We start from the raw sequence: 16,181 nt of genomic DNA on the forward strand, positions 1-16,181 counted from the left end.
CCGCCGAACCCATCAGGACAGCAGAATTAAAGCATGATTTTGTGACACTTACGTTACGTCAGCCTCAGCTGTCCGGCGGCCACCAACCACCACGCAGCCCGCCCTTCAGCGGCAAAATCGCCGGTGACATCACGCTGACAGTTCAGGCGCAGGCCCAGATCGCCGGGGGGCCGGTTCTGATACGAAGGGGTGCTGAAACCGCCCGGTCGCGCCATCATGTCGCAGGGGTCACATCTGCCGAGCCGTGCACTTGGGCAACGGTGGCTTCCGGCTGGCGGAAGATCTCAGATGCAAGCGCAGCCGGTCAGGCCTCGACCACCTCGGCGCCCCAGATCGCCGGCAGCACGTGATCGCGGGTCAGGGGCGCGAAGATGAAGCCGTCGCGTTCATCGGGCAGGATCCAGCGGGCTTCCTCGATTTCGGCCTGGGCGCTGATTTCGGCGTCCATATCCAGCCGATACAGTTCGGCAATGACGCGGGCGCCGTCCTCATGCGCGGCGGCCGATTCGAAACGGCCGATATAGACCGCCGCGGCGCCGCCCGGACGCAGGCCCAATTCCTCGTCCAGCTCGCGATACAGCGCCACCAGCGGCGCCTCGCCGGCGTCGATCTTGCCGCCGGGCTGCATGAAGGCATGGGTTCCACGCTTGCGCACCAGCAGCGTCGCCCCATCAGGCCGCATCAGCGCGGCGGCAGCAATATGGATGTCCATGGGTCCCCACTCCCATCATCGTGCCCCGATATGGAAGCAAAGCCGGGGCCGCATCGCAACAATCTTGACGTGTGCTGCGCGCCGCCGCGACGAATTGGGCCAATTCCCGCCGATGGAGTGCCCCGCAATTGCCGCCGGGGCCGCTTTCCCCGCGCCGGCATTCGTGCAAATATGACGCAAATGGTCCTCAGAAGACCGCAACCGGGGCAGCCCATGTCACAGCGCCTGTCGCTTTCGGCGATCGTCATTTTTCTGCTGGCCGCATTGGCGAGCCTGTATTTTGCCTTTGCCGCCGTCCAGGGCCCGTCCGGGCTGATGCGGCGGATTCAACTGCAAGCCGAAACCGAACAGTTGCGTTCAGATCGCGCCGCCCTTCAGGCCGAGGTCGACCGGATGAAGAACCTGACCCACCGGCTTTCGGACGATTATCTGGATATCGACCTTCTGGACGAACGCGCGCGCGAAGTTCTGGGCCTGATGCGCCCCGACGAGGTCATCATCCGTTAGGTAATTTTCGCCGATTGCAGCCCGTTTCCCGATGCGCTAACGATAGTTTAACGCTGAACTATCCCGTTATTTCGCAGGAGGAGCCCGCATGGCCAGGAAACCCGCTGCCAGCAAGGACGCCGCAGACAAAGGCGCCACGCCGAACGTCTCGAAGGACGAACTGCTTAAATTCTACCGCGACATGCTGCTGATCCGCCGATTCGAGGAAAAGGCCGGCCAGCTTTACGGCATGGGCCTGATCGGCGGCTTCTGCCACCTGTATATCGGGCAGGAAGCCGTCGTCGTCGGCCTGGAAGCGGCGGCCGAGGAAGGCGACAAGCGCATTACCTCTTACCGCGACCACGGCCATATGCTGGCCTGCGGCATGGATCCGGGCGGCGTCATGGCCGAGCTGACCGGGCGCGAGGGCGGCTATTCCAAGGGGAAGGGCGGCTCGATGCACATGTTCTCCAAGGAGAAGCATTTCTACGGCGGCCACGGCATCGTGGCGGCGCAGGTGCCGCTGGGCGCCGGTCTGGCATTCGCCGACAAATATCTGGGCAATGGCCGCGTGACCTTCACCTATTTCGGTGACGGCGCCGCCAACCAGGGGCAGGTCTATGAAACCTACAACATGGCCGAGCTTTGGGATCTCCCGGTGATTTTCGTCATTGAAAACAACCAATACGCCATGGGCATGTCGGTCCGCCGCTCGACCAAGTCGACCAGCTTCTTCGGCCGGGGCGAGGCATTCGGCATTGCGGGCGAACAGGTCGACGGCATGGACGTTCTGGCGGTCAAGGCCGCCGGCGAAAAGGCCGTCGCCCACTGCCGCGCCGGCAAGGGGCCCTATATCCTTGAGGTGATGACCTATCGCTATCGCGGCCATTCGATGTCCGACCCGGCGAAATACCGCACCCGCGAGGAGGTGCAGAAGATGCGCGACGAACGCGACGCCATCGAAAACGTGCGCGAACTGCTGCTGCAGGGCAAGCATGCCACCGAGGACGACCTGAAGGCGATCGACAAGGAAATCAAGGACATCGTCAACCAGGCCGCCGAATTCTCGAAAGAAAGCCCCGAGCCGTCGCTGGACGAGCTTTGGACCGACATCTACGCCGACGATCCGGCAACCCAGAACGCCTGAGGGAGGGACACGATATGGCAACCGAAATCCTGATGCCCGCCCTGTCCCCGACGATGGAGGAAGGGACACTGGCCAAGTGGCTGAAGAAGGAAGGCGACACGGTCAGCGCCGGCGACATCCTGGCCGAGATCGAAACCGACAAGGCGACGATGGAATTCGAGGCCGTGGACGAAGGCATCCTCGGCAAGATCCTGATCGCGGAAGGCACCCAGGGCGTGAAGGTCAACACCCCGATCGCGGTGATGGTCGACGAAGGCGAAAGCGCCGATGACATCGCCGCCCCCGCCCCCGCTGCGGCTTCTGCCCCGGTCTCGACCGAAAGCGAAAGCACACCCGCCACCATCGCCGCGCAGGCCGCCCCGGCCCCAGCGCCGGCGGCCAATGTCAGTCCCGACTGGCCCGAAGGCACAAAGATGAAGACCATGACCGTGCGCGAAGCCCTGCGCGAGGCCATGGACGAGGAAATGGCCCGCGACGAGACCGTCTTCCTGATGGGGGAAGAAGTCGGCGAATATCAGGGCGCCTACAAGATCAGCCAGGGCCTGCTGGACAAATACGGGCCGCGGCGCGTGGTCGATACCCCGATTTCCGAGATCGGCTTTGCCGGCATCGGCGTCGGCGCGGCTTTCGGCGGCCTGCGTCCGATCGTCGAATTCATGACCTTCAACTTCGCCATGCAGGCGATCGACCAGATCATCAACTCGGCCGCGAAGACGCTGTACATGTCGGGCGGCCAGATGGGCGCGCCGATGGTCTTCCGCGGCCCGAACGGCGCCGCCGCCCGCGTCGGCGCCCAGCACAGTCAGGACTACGCCGCCTGGTATGCGCAGATCCCCGGCCTGAAGGTGGTGATGCCCTACTCGGCAGCTGACGCAAAGGGCCTGATGAAGACCGCGATCCGCGATCCGAACCCGGTGATCTTCCTGGAAAACGAGATCCTGTATGGCCGCAGCTTTGAAGTGCCGGAGGTCGAGGATTTCACCATCCCCTTCGGCAAGGCCAAGATCGAACGCCCCGGCAAGGATGTGACGCTGATCAGCTTCGGGATCAGCGTGGGTCACGCGCTGGCAGCCGCCGAAACGCTGGCCGCCGAAGGCATCGACGCCGAGGTGATCAACCTGCGCAGCCTGCGCCCGCTGGATTACGGCACGGTGCTGGAATCGGTGAAGAAGACCAACCGCGTCGTCACCGTCGAGGAAGGTTTCCCGGTCGCCTCCATCGGCAACCACCTCTCGGCCTATATCATGGAAAACGCCTTCGATTACCTCGACGCGCCGGTCATCAACTGCACCGGCAAGGACGTGCCCATGCCTTACGCAGCCAATCTTGAAAAGCACGCGCTCATCACCCCGGCCGAAGTGGTCGAGGCGGTGAAAAAAGTGACCTACAAGTAAGGAGCAAGCGACATGCCAACGGAAATCCTGATGCCCGCGCTTTCTCCGACCATGGAGGAAGGCACGCTGGCCAAATGGCTGGTGAAGGAAGGCGATACCGTCAAATCGGGCGACATCATCGCCGAGATCGAGACCGACAAGGCCACGATGGAATTCGAGGCCGTTGATGAAGGCGTGGTCGGGAAGATCCTGATCGCGGAAGGCGAACAGGGGGTGAAGGTGAACACCCCCATCGCGGTGCTGCTGGAGGATGGCGAAAGCGCCGACGATATCGGCAGCGCCCCCAAAGCCGCAGCCCCTGCCGCGGCGCCGGCTGCTGCGGCGCCCGCCGCCCCGGCGGCCGCTGCCGCGCCTGCCCCCGCCGCCGCCAAAAGCGCCGATGGCGGTCGCATCTTCGCCTCGCCGCTCGCGCGGCGGATCGCGGCGGAAAAGGGCGTGGATCTGGCCGCCGTCAAAGGCTCCGGCCCGCATGGCCGCATCGTGAAATCGGATGTGGACGGCGCCAAGCCCGGCGCTGCGGCGACGCCCGCTGCGACGGCGGCTGCCGCTCCGGCGGCGGCTGCGCCGGCCAAGGCCGCAGCGCCTGCCGGCCCCTCGGCCGAGGTGATCCTCAAGATGTATGCCGACCGCGAGACCGAGGAAGTGGCGCTCGACGGCATGCGCCGCACCATCGCGGCGCGCCTGTCCGAAGCCAAGTCGACCATCCCGCATTTCTACCTGCGCCGTTCGGCCAAGCTGGACGAACTGATGAAGTTCCGGGCCACGCTGAACAAGCAGCTGGAGGATCGCGGGGTGAAGCTGTCGGTCAACGACTTCATCATCAAGGCCTGCGCCCTTGCCTTGCAGGACGTGCCGGACGCGAACGCGGTCTGGGCCGGCGACCGGATCCTGAAGCTGAAGCCCTCGGATGTGGCGGTGGCCGTGGCGATCGATGGCGGGCTGTTCACCCCGGTCCTGCGCGACGCCCAGCAGAAGACGCTGTCGACGCTCTCGACCGAGATGAAGGATCTGGCCAACCGCGCCAAGACCAAGAAGCTGGCCCCGCATGAATATCAGGGCGGCAGCTTCGCCATCTCGAATCTCGGCATGTTCGGGATCGAGAATTTCGACGCCGTCATCAACCCGCCCCATGGCGCGATCCTCGCGGTGGGGGCGGGCATCCCGACCCCCGTCGTCGAAAATGGCGAGGTGGTCATCCGCAACGTCATGTCGATGACGCTGTCGGTGGATCACCGGGTCATCGATGGCGCACTCGGCGCGCAATTGCTGGAAAAGATCGTCAACCATCTGGAAAACCCGATGGGGATGCTGGCCTGAGACCCGCCGCCCATGACAGAAAAAAGGGGCCGCACGGCCCCTTTTTTCATGCGCGATCCTTCCCCTTGCGTTGCGGCTGGACACCAACAGCGTGCAGCACGAGGCCTGCGCGTATTATCGCAGACATGGCTGGGCCGAGATCGAACGCTTCAGCCCCGATCCCTACCCGGATCTGTTCTTCGAAAAGCGGCTTTAGGCGTCAGAAATGCGCTTTCGGCTCGTCCGGGCGGCCGGCGGCGATGGCCAGCAGGCCAGCAGTGAGGCAGAAGCCGATGGGAAACATGGTGAAAACGCTGAAGCCGAAGGCGTAATAGATCAACCCGCCCGCAATCAGCAACAGAATGCCACCCCACAAGGCGCGGGCCGGGGCCATCGCACCCCCGGCAATCGCAAGAAGCGGCGCGAGAAAACTGGCCGTGCGGATCAGTTCGGGGCGATCGACCGCGCCGAAGGTCTCGGCAAAGGCGGCGTGCTGGCTGGCAAGTTCGGTGTAACCATAGCTGAAAAACCCGATCAGCATGGCAAACAACCCGCCAATCACCCCCAGCATCAAGGCTGCTACGCGCATGTCGTCTCCCTCGTCCGGTCTGACTTCCCATCATAAATGGACCGGCGCCAGCCCGCATTCAAGCCGCTCACCCACAGCCGGCTTCCGTTGACGCAATCCCCGGCGCGACCTTGCGCGGCTGGCCGCCGGGATCAGACCATCATTTCCTTGGTCGCGGTCAGCTTCAGATCGGGCTGGTCGCGGGTCACGCGGTCGATGTCCCATTGCAGGCGCGTCAGATAGACCAGATCGCCGTCATGGTCCGTCGCCATATGCTGCTTGTTGGTGTTGGCAAAGGCCTCGACCTTGTCCTTCGGTCCCGAGATCCAGCGCGCGCTGGTGAATTGCGAACCCTCGAAGCGGACCGGAATGCCGTATTCCAGCTCGATCCGGCTGGCGAGCACCTCGAATTGCAGGGCACCGACCACGCCGACGATGAAGCCCGAGCCGATGGCCGGCTTGAAGACCTTCGCCGCGCCTTCCTCGGCGAATTGCATCAGCGCCTTTTCCAGATGCTTGGCCTTCATCGGGTCGGTGGCACGCACGGTTTGCAGAAGCTCGGGCGCGAAGGACGGGATACCGGTGAATTTCAGCGCCTCGCCCTCGGTCAGCGCATCGCCGATGCGCAACTGGCCGTGGTTCGGAATGCCGATGATGTCGCCCGCCCAGGCTTCCTCGGCCAGCTCACGGTCGGCGGCGAGGAACAGCACCGGGTTCGAGATCGCCATCGGCTTCTTCGACCGCACATGCAGCAGCTTCATGCCGCGTTCGAAATGCCCCGAGGCCAGCCGCACGAATGCCACCCGGTCGCGATGCTTGGGGTCCATATTCGCCTGAACCTTGAAGACAAAGCCAGTGACCGTCTGTTCTTCCGGGTCGATCTCGCGGTCAGCGGCGTTCTGCGGCTGCGGCTCGGGGCCATAATCGCCGATACCGTCCATCAACTCGCGGACGCCGAAGCTGTTGATGGCGCTGCCGAACCAGATCGGCGTCATATGACCTTCCAGAAACGCCTTCCGGTCAAAGGTAGGCAGCAATTCTCGCGCCATTTCAATTTCTTCACGCAACTTGTTCAGAAGCTCGGCGGGAATATGATCGGCAAGTTTCGGGTCGTCGATGCCCGAGATCTTCACCGTTTCCGCGACCTTGTTGCGATCGGCGCGGTCCATGATCTCCAACCGGTCGTTGATCAGATCATACGCGCCGATGAAATCGCGCCCGACGCCGATGGGCCAGCTGGCCGGGGCCACGTCAATGGCCAGATTTTCTTGAATTTCATCAATGATTTCAAATGTATCACGACTTTCCCGGTCCATCTTGTTACAGAAGGTCAGGATCGGCAGGTCGCGCAGGCGGCAGACCTCGAACAGCTTGCGCGTCTGGCTTTCGACGCCCTTGGCGCCGTCGATGACCATGATCGCCGCATCCACCGCCGTCAGGGTTCGATAGGTGTCCTCGGAAAAGTCGCTATGGCCGGGCGTATCGACAAGATTGAACCGGAAGTCCTTGTAGTCAAAAGACATTGCCGAAGCACTGACCGAAATTCCGCGGTCCTGCTCCATCTTCATGAAGTCGGACCGGGTTCGCCGCGCTTCGCCCTTGGCCCGCACCTGGCCTGCCATCTGGATCGCCCCGCCGAACAGCAGGAATTTTTCCGTCAGGGTCGTCTTGCCGGCATCAGGGTGGCTGATGATGGCGAAGGTGCGGCGGCGGGCGATTTCGGGCGGCATGGGCGCGCGGTTGGTCATGGAACTTCCTTTCCTGCCCGCGCCGTCTAGCGCGCCTGCGTCCTGCCCGCAAAGGGAAAAGCCCCCGTCCGGCGCGCGTCGCGCTCGACGAAATGAGACAGCCGGCTGGGCGCAACCACAGGCTGAGGACGGCACATCGCGCGGCCTAAAATGGACCAATCGGTTTTGACGGGTGCTGAAAAACAAGGATTTTTCCGAATATCGGGGAACGGTTTGGCGGCTGACCGGTTGACTCGGCAAAGTGAACACCGCATCCTCTTTCCCATTCGCACGAGGTTAACAGATGAGCGAAACGACCCTGACGCGCATGGATCTGGCCGAGGCTGTCTTCCGCGAAGTCGGACTGTCCCGGCACGAATCAGGCCAGCTTGTCGAGAGCGTTCTGACCCATATCTCGGACGCGCTGGTTCGGGGCGAGCAGGTCAAGATTTCATCTTTCGGCACCTTCTCGGTGCGCGACAAGAATGAACGGATCGGCCGCAACCCCAAGACCGGCGAGGAAGTCCCGATCACGCCCCGCCGCGTGCTGAGCTTTCGGCCATCGCATCTGATGAAGGACCGCGTGGCGGCCGGCAACAAAGCCTGACATGAAGAAGGCCGTCGACGCATTCCGCTCCATCGGCGAGGTTTCGCAACTGGTCGGGGTCGCGCCGCATGTGCTGCGCTATTGGGAAGCGCAATTCCCGCTGTTCTCGCCGGTCAAGCGTCGCGACGGCCGGCGTTACTACCGCCCCGAGGACGTGAAACTGGCAGCCGGTCTGTGCGAGCTGCTCCGCGAGGATGGCGTGTCCATCCGGGGCGCGAAGAAGCTGATGGCGGCGGATCGTGGCGCAGACCTGCGCGCGCGGGGGGCCGCGCGGCTGCCGGCGCCGTTCGGCGACGAAGCGGCGGAGGATAAGGCCGAGGCCACGCCCGCGCCGACACCCGCAACCGCAAGCGCCAACCCAGAACCGGTCCCCGCGCGCCGCCGCAAGGCCGCGGCGGATCGCGGCACCTTGCCGCTGTTTGCTCATCTCGAATCATCGGAGCATTCGGGGCCGGTTGCCGCCAGCCCGACCCGGCCCACGGCCAATTGGCTGATTCGTCTGCAAAACCTGCGCGACGCCCTGCCCGATCTGCCCGCTGACGACGCCACGACCGCCGCGGCCGCAACCCTGCTCGCCCGTCTGCGCGCGGGCCGGCAGGCGATTTCCGCCTGAGCCGGCGCGGAGCGTTATTTTTCTTGCCGAGGCCCTTGTGTCCCCCCTGCGCTTCGCCCTATACGGCTCTCGTCGGGCCGTGGCGCAGCCTGGTTAGCGCGTCCGTCTGGGGGGCGGAAGGCCGAGAGTTCGAATCTCTCCGGCCCGACCATAACCGAAACACCCACTCCATCCGGGGTGGGTGTTCGTGTATCCGGGGGTCTGAATGAGCGGTGTCCTTCCTGACAGCGAGCTGCGCCAGCTGATCGATGCCGGTGCGATTTCAGCCGCTTTGCCGATCACGGATGCGCAGATTCAGCCGGCCAGTCTGGACCTGCGGCTTGGCAGCCAGGCCTGGCGGCTGCGGGCGTCTTTCCTGCCCGGCAAGGGGCACCGGATCGAGGATCGGCTGCCCGATTTCGAAATGCACCGCATGGACCTCAGCACCGGCGCGGTGCTGGAAAAGGGCTGCGTCTATCTGGTCCCGCTGATGGAACGGCTGGCTTTGCCCGCCGGGATCACGGCGGTTGCCAATGCGAAATCCTCGACCGGGCGGCTGGACCTGCTGACGCGCCTGATTACCGATGACGGGACCGAGTTCGACCGCCTGCCCGACGGCTATGACGGCCCGCTTTACGCCGAGATCTGCCCGCGCAGCTTTTCCGTTCTGGTGCGACCGGGAATGCGGCTGAACCAGCTGCGGCTGCGGCGGGGTCAGGCAATGCTGGACGACGCGGCGCTGCGCGCGCTGCATGCCGAAACGCCGCTGGTGGGGGGGGCGGCCTTGATCGACCAAGGGCTGGGCTTTTCCGTCGATCTGCGCCCCGAGAGCGGCGATCTGGTCGGCTATCGCGCCAAGCCGCATAGCGGGGTGATCGACCTCGACCGCATCGGCGCTTACGACCCGCGCGAGTTCTGGGACACGCTGCACAGCCGGGATGGCCGGCTGATTCTGGACCCGGGCGCTTTCTATATCCTGGTCAGCCGCGAATCGGTCGCGATCCCGCCCGACTTCGCTGCCGAGATGGCGCCCTACCTCGCCATGGTGGGCGAGTTCCGCGTCCATTACGCAGGCTTCTTCGATCCCGGATTCGGCATCGGCCCGGTTGGCAGCGGCGCGCGCGGCGTGCTGGAGGTGCGCTGCCACGAGGCCCCCTTCGCGCTGGAACATGGGCAGGTGGTGGGCCGTCTGGTCTATGAACGGATGTGCGCGCGGCCCGACCGGCTTTATGGGCAGGACATCGCGTCGAACTATCAGGGACAGGGGCTGAAGCTGGCCAAGCAGTTCAGCGCAGTTTCCGGGTGATGCGGGCGGCCTGACGGGCGCGCTTGACCGCCTCGCGGGCGCTGCGCTGGGTGCGGGCGGCGGCGGCCTGTTCCTCAGCCGTCATTTTCGCGGGGTCCTTGCCGCGCGTCGCCAGCATGTCGATGCCCTTCTTGATCCCGAAGGCCATCGCCAGCCGGGTGACATTGCGCACCACTTCGCGCGCGAAGATGTTGATGAACTGGTTGCCGGCCATCAGTCTTCCTCCTCGCCGAACAGATCGCCCGGACGGCTTTCATCGGCAATATCGTCATCATCGGCGTCGCGGACAATAGGCACCGACAATTCTCCCGGCGGCCGGCTGTCCAGCAGCCCCGCCGCGCGCAATTCCGCCAGTCCCGGCAGGTCTCGGGCGGTTTCCAGACCGAAATGGTCCAGAAACGTGTCGGTCACCACGAAGGTCACCGGCCGGCCGGGCGTCATCCGCCGTCGGCCGATGCGTACCCAGGAAAGCTCGATCAGCTGGTCCAGCGTCCCGCGCGAGGTGGCGACACCGCGGATTTCCTCGATCTCGGCGCGCGTCACCGGCTGGTGATAGGCGATGATGGCCAGTGTCTCGGTGGCGGCGCGCGACAGGCGGCGTGTTTCCAGCGTTTCGGTCTGCATCAGGAAGGACAGGTCGGGCGCGGTGCGGAAGGCGAAGGCCTCACCCACACGGGCCAGCTCGATCCCGCGGCCTTCATAGCGGCGGCGCAGGCGGGCGACCGCCTCGGCCGGGTCGGCCCCCTGCGGCAGGCGGTCGGCCAGATCGCGCAGGCTGACCGGCTGGGCCGAGGCGAACAGCATCGCCTCGACCATCCGCTCCTGTTCCTCCAGGGGCGGGGGCGGGAATTCCAGATCGTCGCTCATTCTGTATCCGGTTTGCGGCGCAGGGTGATGGGGGCGAAGGTATCGGCCTGACGGATCTCCAATCGGCCCTGCCGAGCCAGTTCCAGGCTGGCGGCAAAGGTCGCGGCGGTGGCGGATCGGCCGCGCGCCTCGCCCGCCCAGCCATCCGGCAGGAAGGTCGAGAGCGAGGTCCACTCGCCCGCGAAACCGATAAGATGGCGCAGCCGTTCCAGCGCCTGTTCCATGGTGAAGACATCCTTGCGGTCGAAGGCATAGGGGCGAAACTCGTCGCGGGTCTTGATCCGGGCATAGGCGCGCATCAGATCGATCAGCCCGACCTCGTAAGTCACGTTGCGGCGGCGGGCGATCTGTTCGGGTGCGCCGCGCACGAATCGCGTCTGGCCCAGCCGGTCACGCCCCATCAGCCGCGCCGAAGCATCGCGCATCGCGTTCAGCCGTTCCAGCTGGAAGGCCAGATGGGCGGCCAGATCCTCGGCCGAGGGGCCTTCCTCCTCGGGGTCGGGGGGCAGCAGCAGGCGTGATTTCAGGAAGGCCAGCCAGGCCGCCATCACCAGGTAATCGGCGGCGAGTTCGATCCTGAGCGCGCGCGCCTGTTCCACGAAGGCCAGATATTGCTCGGCCAGTTGCAGGATCGAGACCTGCATCAGGTCGACCTTCTGCACCCGCGCCAGCGCCAGCAACAGGTCCAGCGGCCCCTCGTAACCGTCGACGTCGACGATCAGCGCCTCATCCGCGCGGCGCTGTTCGACGGATTGGGCATCGACCGTGCGGGCGATGTCCAGCGGCAACTGTTCCGGGCGCCGGAGGCGCAGGGGGGTGACGTTATCGGGCAAGCGGACCTCGTGAAGCTTCAGGCGCAGAGAATCCGCGCCTGTGACGCCCAAGTCAAGCTTGCGCCCACGCGACCTGCCCGCCAAGCGCACGATAGCGTGCCAGCAACTCGGCCGCCGGGACCGTGTCCGGAGGGCGCCGAAAGCCAAGCGCGCGGTCGGCGCGGCGGCGCGCATCGGCGGTCATGGCGCCGGCATTGGCCACGACCTCCTCCATCTCGGACATATGGCCGTGGCAATGCAGGATCAGATCGATCCCCGCCGCGATCGAGGCCGCGCTGCGTTCGCCGATGCTGCCCTGCAAGCCGTTCATGGAAATATCGTCGGTCATCAGCAGCCCGTCAAAGCCGATCTCATCGCGGATGACCCCGATCATCCGGGCCGAGGCGGTGGCCGGAGCCTGATCCAGATCGGCAAAACGGATATGCGCGCTCATCCCCATGGGCAGGTCGTTCAGCGCCCGGAAGGCGGCGAAATCGGTCTGCGACAGTTCTGCATGGGGGGTTGTCACGACCGGGGTTTCGTGGTGGCTGTCGGTGACGGCCCGGCCATGGCCGGGCATGTGCTTCATGATCGGCACCACCCCGGCGTCCAGCAGCCCCTCGGCCACGGCGCGGCCGCGCGCGGCGATATCGTCCACATTGCGGCCAAGGCAGCGGTTCTGCAGGAAGGGATGGGTGGCGTCCGAGGCAATATCCAGCGTCGGCGCGCAATTGCTGTCGAGGCCTACGGCGCGCAGCTCCTGCCCGATCAGGCGATAACGCAGGCGCATGGCCTCGGCCCCGCGTTCGGCATCTTCCAGCGGCGGTTGCCATTCGGCCCAATGGGGGGCGCGCATCCGCTGAACCCGGCCGCCTTCCTGATCGATGGTGATGATCGCGTCGCGCCCGACCGCCTCGCGCAGGTCGCCGGTCAGACGGCGCAGCTGCTCGGGGCTTTCGACGTTGCGGGCAAACAGGATGAAGCCCCAAGGGTCGGCCGCGCGGAAGAAATCCCGCTCGGCCTTCGTCAGTTCCGGGCCCAGAAGACCGAAGATTGCAGCCGTCATTGCTGGGTCGCGATGCAATCGGCGCCTTCGGCCAGCAGCGCGGCGCAGAAGCGGCGCGCATCGTCACGCGATTCGAAACCCGCCACGCGCAGGCGATAGAAAGTGCGGCCGTTCTTCTTGGTCGTCTGCACCAGCTGCGACTTGCCCGAGAACAGCGACGAGAAGCGACCCGAGATGCGGCCCCATTCCTTGTTTGCGATGGCATCCGAATCGAAGGCGCCCAGCTGCACCACGGGCGCGCCAGAAGCCACCCGCGCCGGCGCGGGTGCGGGCGCTTCTTCGGCGACCGCCTCGGCGACGGCCTCCTCGATGGCGGGGCGCTCGGCCGGGGCGGCTGCGACGGCCGGGGCACGGGCGGCGATGCGGGCCGGGCGCGGGGCCGGACGGGTGCCGGCGAGCGCGGTCACGGGGGTCGCGGCCAGCGGCTCCTCGGCGGTGGTCGCGGTCAGGTCCTCGGCGCTCACGATGCCCAGATCGGCCATGTCGGCCGGCTCCTCGGTGCCGATGCCGGCTGCGGCCTCGGCATCGGTCAGGGCGACCACGGGGTTCTGCGGCGCTGCCGGGACCACCGCGTCAGCAGCAGCGCTGAGCGCGGCTGCATCGGCCAGCTGCCCCATGGCGACATCATCTTCGGACAGGCCGGTCGGCGCCGGGGCGATGGCGATTTCGGCATTGGGCGGCATGGCGACGCCGGCGGCGATTTCGTTCACGGTCAGACCGCCATTCTGGGCCAGTTCGCCCCCCGGATCATCGGGCGCGGTGCGCGCCTCGCCCATCGTGGCCCGGATCACCGGCACGCCGGAGACGTCGCGGGCCACCAGCTTGTAGCCCCAGACCACCAGCCCGATCAGCAGCAAGACCGAGATCACCGCCCCCAGGTAATGGGTCAGCCGGCCGAAGCGTGCGCCAAGGCTTTCGGGTTGGTCCATCAGCTCGGCTTGGCCATCGTCATACCAGCCGTATTCTTCTTCGTATTCGTCCTGCGCGTGGTGCTGATAGGGATAGTTCCGGGCCCTGCGGGGCTCGGAATCCGCGAATCGGCGCGCGCCGAAATCGGTGACTGCCATAAGATGCCTGCCTGCCGGGTGACCGGCTGTTGATTACTGCCCGATCCCGGCCAGGGCACCTTTTGTCAGCGCATTTCCTTGGCCGGAGTCACCCCAAGAATAGCAAGCCCGGACGAAATGACAACGCCAACGGCACGTAACAGCGCGATTTTTGCTGCCGTGACAGCCAGATCACCGTCCTGAATGAACCGCAGCGACTGGTCGTCATTGCCGCGATTCCACAGCGAATGCAGCGCGCCCGCCAGATCATACAGGTAGAAGGCGACCCGATGCGGCTCGTGCGCGACTGCCGCCGCCTCGATCAGGCGGGGATATTCGGCCAGCTTCTGGATCAGATCGATCTCGGCCGGGTGGGTCAGGCGCGACAGATCCGCCTGCGCCAGCGCGGCGTCCGAGGTGTCGACGCCCATCTCCGCCGCCCGATTCATGACTGAATTCACCCGCGCGCTGGCATATTGCACATACCAGACCGGGTTGTCCTTGGACTGCTCCAGCACCTTGTCGAAGTCGAAATCCAGCGCCGCATCGTTCTTCCGCGTCAGCATGTGGAAGCGGGTCACGTCGCGGCCCGCCTGTTCCACCACATCGCGCAGCGTCACGAAGGTACCGGCGCGCTTCGACATCTTGAAGGGCTCGCCGTTCTTGTACAGCTTCACCAGCTGGATCAGCTTCACATCCAAAGGCACCCGACCGTTGGACAGCGCGCCCACGGCGGCGTTCATCCGCTTGACATAACCGCCATGATCGGCGCCGAAAATATCGATCAACTGATCGAAGCCACGGTCGATCTTGTCCCAGTGATAGGCGATGTCGGGCGCGAAATAGGTCCAGGAGCCGTCCGATTTCTGCACCGCGCGGTCCTGATCGTCGCCATAAGCGGTGGACCGGAACAGCGTCTGTTCGCGCGCCTCCCAATCGTCGGGCAGCTTGCCCTTCGGCGGTTCCAGCGTGCCTTCATAGATCAGTCCAGCAGACCGCAGCCGGTCAATCGCCGCCTCGATCCGGCCCGAGCCATAGAGCGCCTTTTCAGACGAATAGACATCCATTTCGACATTCAGCAGCCGCAGATCCTCGCGGATCATCTCCAGCATGGCGGCGGTGGCGAATTCGCGCACCTCGGCCAGCCAGTCCTCCTCCGGCTTGTCCAGCAGGCTGTCGCCGTATTTCGCCTTCAGCGCCTCGCCCACGGGGATCAGGTAGTCGCCGGGATACAGGCCCTCGCGGATCTCGGGCTCCAGCCCGTTGGCCTCGCGGTAACGTTCATAAGCCGAACGCGCCAGCACATCGACCTGAGCGCCGCCGTCGTTGATGTAATATTCGCGCGTTACGTCATAGCCGGCAAAGGCCAGCAGGCTGGACAGCGCATCGCCGAAAACCGCGCCGCGCGTATGGCCCACATGCATCGGCCCGGTCGGGTTGGCCGAGACGAATTCGACATTCACCCGCGTCCCCTGCCCAAGCCCGGACCGGCCATAGCCTTCGGGCGCGTTCAGCGCCGCCCGCACCACGCCCTGCCAGACCGAAGGATCCAGCCGCAGATTCAAGAAGCCCGGCCCCGCCACCTCGGCCGAGGCGATGCGCGCATCAAGGGCCAGCCGCGCGGCCAGTTTTTCGGCGATGTCGCGCGGTTTCATCTGGGCGGGCTTGGCCAGCACCATGGCGGCATTGGTCGCCATGTCGCCATGGGCGGAATCGCGCGGCGGCTCGACGGTGACATTTTTCAGGTCCAGCCCGGCGGGCAGTTCGCCCGCGGCGACCATCGCGTTCAGCGCGTCCAGCGTGACGCCGTGGATATCGGCAAAGAGGTTCATCTTTATCTTCCGCTTGTTCAAATCTGCGATAGCCCCGCCAGACCCCGAAGGTCAACGGGGGGTGGCCTCGGCCGCCAGATGGCGCAGGCCATGGGTGACATCGGCGCGCACCGCCAGCCGCAGGCCCGGCTCGTCCCCGGCTTTCAGCGCCGCCAGGATCAGCCGGTGGTGGCGGGGCGGTTCGTTGCGCTGCACGCGCCCGTACAGTGCCCGCATCGTCGGGCCCAGCTGCAGCCAGACCGTTTCCAGAATCGCCAGCATCGCCGGAGCCTGGGCGCGCAGATACAAGGTGCGGTGAAACTCCAGATTGCTGCGGATATAGCCCACCGCGTCATGGCGCATCACCGCATCGGCGATCCCGCCATTGATCGCGCTCAGCCGGTCGATCAGCGCGAAATGCGCCCGCGGCAGCGCGCGCGAAGCCAGCTCCGGCTCGATCAGCGCCCGCAGCGCCGCCAGTTCCTCGATCCGTTCGACCGACAGCTCCGGCGTTGTCACCCGCCCCGAGGTCGACAGCGTCAGCGCTCCTTCCGCCGCCAGCCGGCGCACCGCCTCGCGCGCGGGCGTCATCGAGACGTTATATTCGGCAGCGATGCCGCGCAGCGTCAACGGCTGGCCCGGCGGCAGTTCGCCCACCAGAATGCGGCTGCGCAGGTTGCGGTACAGCCGCTCATGCGCGGCGGGATCAGAGGGACGGCTGATGCTCATCAGTGGGTTGTGATC

Annotated in this window: 18 protein-coding genes and 1 tRNA gene; 9 read left to right on the forward strand and 10 right to left on the reverse strand. The window is 65.5% G+C overall.

Annotated features, from left to right (window positions below; translation table 11 throughout):
• Window positions 1-304: 304 nt before the first annotated feature.
• Window positions 305-712, reverse strand: coding sequence for an NUDIX domain-containing protein (locus tag H1S04_RS10610; protein WP_181745565.1), 408 nt, complete (start codon window positions 710-712; stop codon window positions 305-307).
• 213 nt (window positions 713-925) lie between these two features.
• On the opposite strand from H1S04_RS10610, the gene H1S04_RS10615 reads away from it, so the two are divergent.
• From H1S04_RS10615 to H1S04_RS18675, 5 genes are all read left to right on the forward strand, one after another.
• The gene (locus tag H1S04_RS10615) at window positions 926-1,219 is read left to right on the forward strand and encodes a septum formation initiator family protein (RefSeq protein WP_181745566.1); all 294 of its coding nucleotides are present in this window, start codon (window positions 926-928) and stop codon (window positions 1,217-1,219) included.
• Window positions 1,220-1,307: 88 nt separating this feature from the next.
• Window positions 1,308-2,345, forward strand: coding sequence for a pyruvate dehydrogenase (acetyl-transferring) E1 component subunit alpha (gene pdhA, locus H1S04_RS10620; RefSeq protein ID WP_181745567.1), 1,038 nt, complete (start codon window positions 1,308-1,310; stop codon window positions 2,343-2,345).
• A gap of 14 nt (window positions 2,346-2,359) precedes the next feature.
• Window positions 2,360-3,739, forward strand: coding sequence for a pyruvate dehydrogenase complex E1 component subunit beta (locus tag H1S04_RS10625; protein WP_181745568.1), 1,380 nt, complete (start codon window positions 2,360-2,362; stop codon window positions 3,737-3,739).
• A 12-nt stretch (window positions 3,740-3,751) separates the two neighbouring features.
• On the forward strand, window positions 3,752-5,056 hold the full coding sequence (locus H1S04_RS10630; protein ID WP_181745569.1) for a pyruvate dehydrogenase complex dihydrolipoamide acetyltransferase: 1,305 nt from the start codon (window positions 3,752-3,754) through the stop codon (window positions 5,054-5,056).
• Window positions 5,057-5,126: 70 nt separating this feature from the next.
• Window positions 5,127-5,252 carry a hypothetical protein gene (locus H1S04_RS18675; protein WP_255435576.1) on the forward strand — a complete coding sequence of 42 codons (126 nt, stop codon included), beginning with the start codon at window positions 5,127-5,129 and terminating at the stop codon, window positions 5,250-5,252.
• Window positions 5,253-5,255: 3 nt separating this feature from the next.
• Here H1S04_RS18675 and H1S04_RS10640 read toward each other — a convergent pair whose 3' ends face one another.
• Window positions 5,256-5,624 (reverse strand): hypothetical protein, encoded by a 369-nt coding sequence (locus tag H1S04_RS10640; protein ID WP_181745570.1) that lies wholly within the window; start codon window positions 5,622-5,624, stop codon window positions 5,256-5,258.
• Between the two features lie 131 nt (window positions 5,625-5,755).
• The gene (locus H1S04_RS10645) at window positions 5,756-7,351 is read right to left on the reverse strand and encodes a peptide chain release factor 3 (RefSeq protein ID WP_181745571.1); all 1,596 of its coding nucleotides are present in this window, start codon (window positions 7,349-7,351) and stop codon (window positions 5,756-5,758) included.
• A 283-nt stretch (window positions 7,352-7,634) separates the two neighbouring features.
• On the opposite strand from H1S04_RS10645, the gene ihfA reads away from it, so the two are divergent.
• The 4 genes from ihfA to H1S04_RS10665 all read left to right on the forward strand — a co-directional run bounded on the left by ihfA (window position 7,635) and on the right by H1S04_RS10665 (window position 9,835).
• Window positions 7,635-7,937 (forward strand): integration host factor subunit alpha, encoded by a 303-nt coding sequence (gene ihfA / locus H1S04_RS10650; protein ID WP_181745572.1) that lies wholly within the window; start codon window positions 7,635-7,637, stop codon window positions 7,935-7,937.
• A gap of 1 nt (window position 7,938) precedes the next feature.
• Window positions 7,939-8,550, forward strand: coding sequence for a MerR family transcriptional regulator (locus H1S04_RS10655; protein WP_181745573.1), 612 nt, complete (start codon window positions 7,939-7,941; stop codon window positions 8,548-8,550).
• 73 nt (window positions 8,551-8,623) lie between these two features.
• Window positions 8,624-8,701: transfer RNA gene (locus H1S04_RS10660), tRNA-Pro, on the forward strand.
• A gap of 54 nt (window positions 8,702-8,755) precedes the next feature.
• On the forward strand, window positions 8,756-9,835 hold the full coding sequence (locus tag H1S04_RS10665) for a 2'-deoxycytidine 5'-triphosphate deaminase (RefSeq protein WP_181745574.1): 1,080 nt from the start codon (window positions 8,756-8,758) through the stop codon (window positions 9,833-9,835).
• Here the strand turns inward: H1S04_RS10665 and H1S04_RS10670 are convergent.
• From H1S04_RS10670 to H1S04_RS10700, 7 genes are all read right to left on the reverse strand, one after another.
• Window positions 9,816-10,049 carry a hypothetical protein gene (locus H1S04_RS10670; RefSeq protein ID WP_181745575.1) on the reverse strand — a complete coding sequence of 78 codons (234 nt, stop codon included), beginning with the start codon at window positions 10,047-10,049 and terminating at the stop codon, window positions 9,816-9,818. The two genes, H1S04_RS10665 and H1S04_RS10670, sit on opposite strands and share 20 nt — an antisense overlap.
• Complete coding sequence (gene scpB / locus H1S04_RS10675; RefSeq protein ID WP_181745576.1) at window positions 10,049-10,702, reverse strand: SMC-Scp complex subunit ScpB; 654 nt, start codon at window positions 10,700-10,702, stop codon at window positions 10,049-10,051. Before scpB ends, H1S04_RS10670 begins: the two co-directional genes overlap by 1 nt.
• Window positions 10,699-11,490 (reverse strand): ScpA family protein, encoded by a 792-nt coding sequence (locus H1S04_RS10680; RefSeq protein WP_370470509.1) that lies wholly within the window; start codon window positions 11,488-11,490, stop codon window positions 10,699-10,701. The genes scpB and H1S04_RS10680 overlap by 4 nt, the downstream gene beginning before the upstream one ends.
• Before the next feature lie 97 nt (window positions 11,491-11,587).
• Window positions 11,588-12,580: a glycoside hydrolase family 3 protein gene (locus H1S04_RS10685; RefSeq protein ID WP_181745577.1), complete on the reverse strand. Its 993-nt coding sequence runs from the start codon at window positions 12,578-12,580 to the stop codon at window positions 11,588-11,590.
• Window positions 12,577-13,647 carry an SPOR domain-containing protein gene (locus tag H1S04_RS10690; protein ID WP_181745578.1) on the reverse strand — a complete coding sequence of 357 codons (1,071 nt, stop codon included), beginning with the start codon at window positions 13,645-13,647 and terminating at the stop codon, window positions 12,577-12,579. Before H1S04_RS10690 ends, H1S04_RS10685 begins: the two co-directional genes overlap by 4 nt.
• Before the next feature lie 65 nt (window positions 13,648-13,712).
• On the reverse strand, window positions 13,713-15,458 hold the full coding sequence (gene argS, locus H1S04_RS10695; RefSeq protein WP_181745579.1) for an arginine--tRNA ligase: 1,746 nt from the start codon (window positions 15,456-15,458) through the stop codon (window positions 13,713-13,715).
• 51 nt (window positions 15,459-15,509) lie between these two features.
• A complete protein-coding gene (locus H1S04_RS10700) occupies window positions 15,510-16,166 on the reverse strand; it encodes a GntR family transcriptional regulator (protein WP_181745580.1) in 657 nt (218 codons plus the stop codon).
• Window positions 16,167-16,181: the final 15 nt, after the last annotated feature.

Origin of the sequence: Paracoccus sp. S1E-3 (assembly GCF_013868135.1) — a bacterium.
In the GTDB taxonomy this organism is placed as follows: domain Bacteria; phylum Pseudomonadota; class Alphaproteobacteria; order Rhodobacterales; family Rhodobacteraceae; genus Paracoccus.

Coding starts and splice junctions, on each gene's coding strand:
- H1S04_RS10610 (WP_181745565.1), bottom strand. CDS start 712: ATGGACATCCATATTGCTGCCGCCGCGCTGATGCGGCCTGATGGGGCG.
- H1S04_RS10615 (WP_181745566.1), top strand. CDS start 926: ATGTCACAGCGCCTGTCGCTTTCGGCGATCGTCATTTTTCTGCTGGCC.
- pdhA (WP_181745567.1), top strand. CDS start 1,308: ATGGCCAGGAAACCCGCTGCCAGCAAGGACGCCGCAGACAAAGGCGCC.
- H1S04_RS10625 (WP_181745568.1), top strand. CDS start 2,360: ATGGCAACCGAAATCCTGATGCCCGCCCTGTCCCCGACGATGGAGGAA.
- H1S04_RS10630 (WP_181745569.1), top strand. CDS start 3,752: ATGCCAACGGAAATCCTGATGCCCGCGCTTTCTCCGACCATGGAGGAA.
- H1S04_RS10640 (WP_181745570.1), bottom strand. CDS start 5,624: ATGCGCGTAGCAGCCTTGATGCTGGGGGTGATTGGCGGGTTGTTTGCC.
- H1S04_RS10645 (WP_181745571.1), bottom strand. CDS start 7,351: ATGACCAACCGCGCGCCCATGCCGCCCGAAATCGCCCGCCGCCGCACC.
- ihfA (WP_181745572.1), top strand. CDS start 7,635: ATGAGCGAAACGACCCTGACGCGCATGGATCTGGCCGAGGCTGTCTTC.
- H1S04_RS10655 (WP_181745573.1), top strand. CDS start 7,939: ATGAAGAAGGCCGTCGACGCATTCCGCTCCATCGGCGAGGTTTCGCAA.
- H1S04_RS10665 (WP_181745574.1), top strand. CDS start 8,756: ATGAGCGGTGTCCTTCCTGACAGCGAGCTGCGCCAGCTGATCGATGCC.
- H1S04_RS10670 (WP_181745575.1), bottom strand. CDS start 10,049: ATGGCCGGCAACCAGTTCATCAACATCTTCGCGCGCGAAGTGGTGCGC.
- scpB (WP_181745576.1), bottom strand. CDS start 10,702: ATGAGCGACGATCTGGAATTCCCGCCCCCGCCCCTGGAGGAACAGGAG.
- H1S04_RS10685 (WP_181745577.1), bottom strand. CDS start 12,580: ATGACGGCTGCAATCTTCGGTCTTCTGGGCCCGGAACTGACGAAGGCC.
- H1S04_RS10690 (WP_181745578.1), bottom strand. CDS start 13,647: ATGGCAGTCACCGATTTCGGCGCGCGCCGATTCGCGGATTCCGAGCCC.
- argS (WP_181745579.1), bottom strand. CDS start 15,458: ATGAACCTCTTTGCCGATATCCACGGCGTCACGCTGGACGCGCTGAAC.
- H1S04_RS10700 (WP_181745580.1), bottom strand. CDS start 16,166: ATGAGCATCAGCCGTCCCTCTGATCCCGCCGCGCATGAGCGGCTGTAC.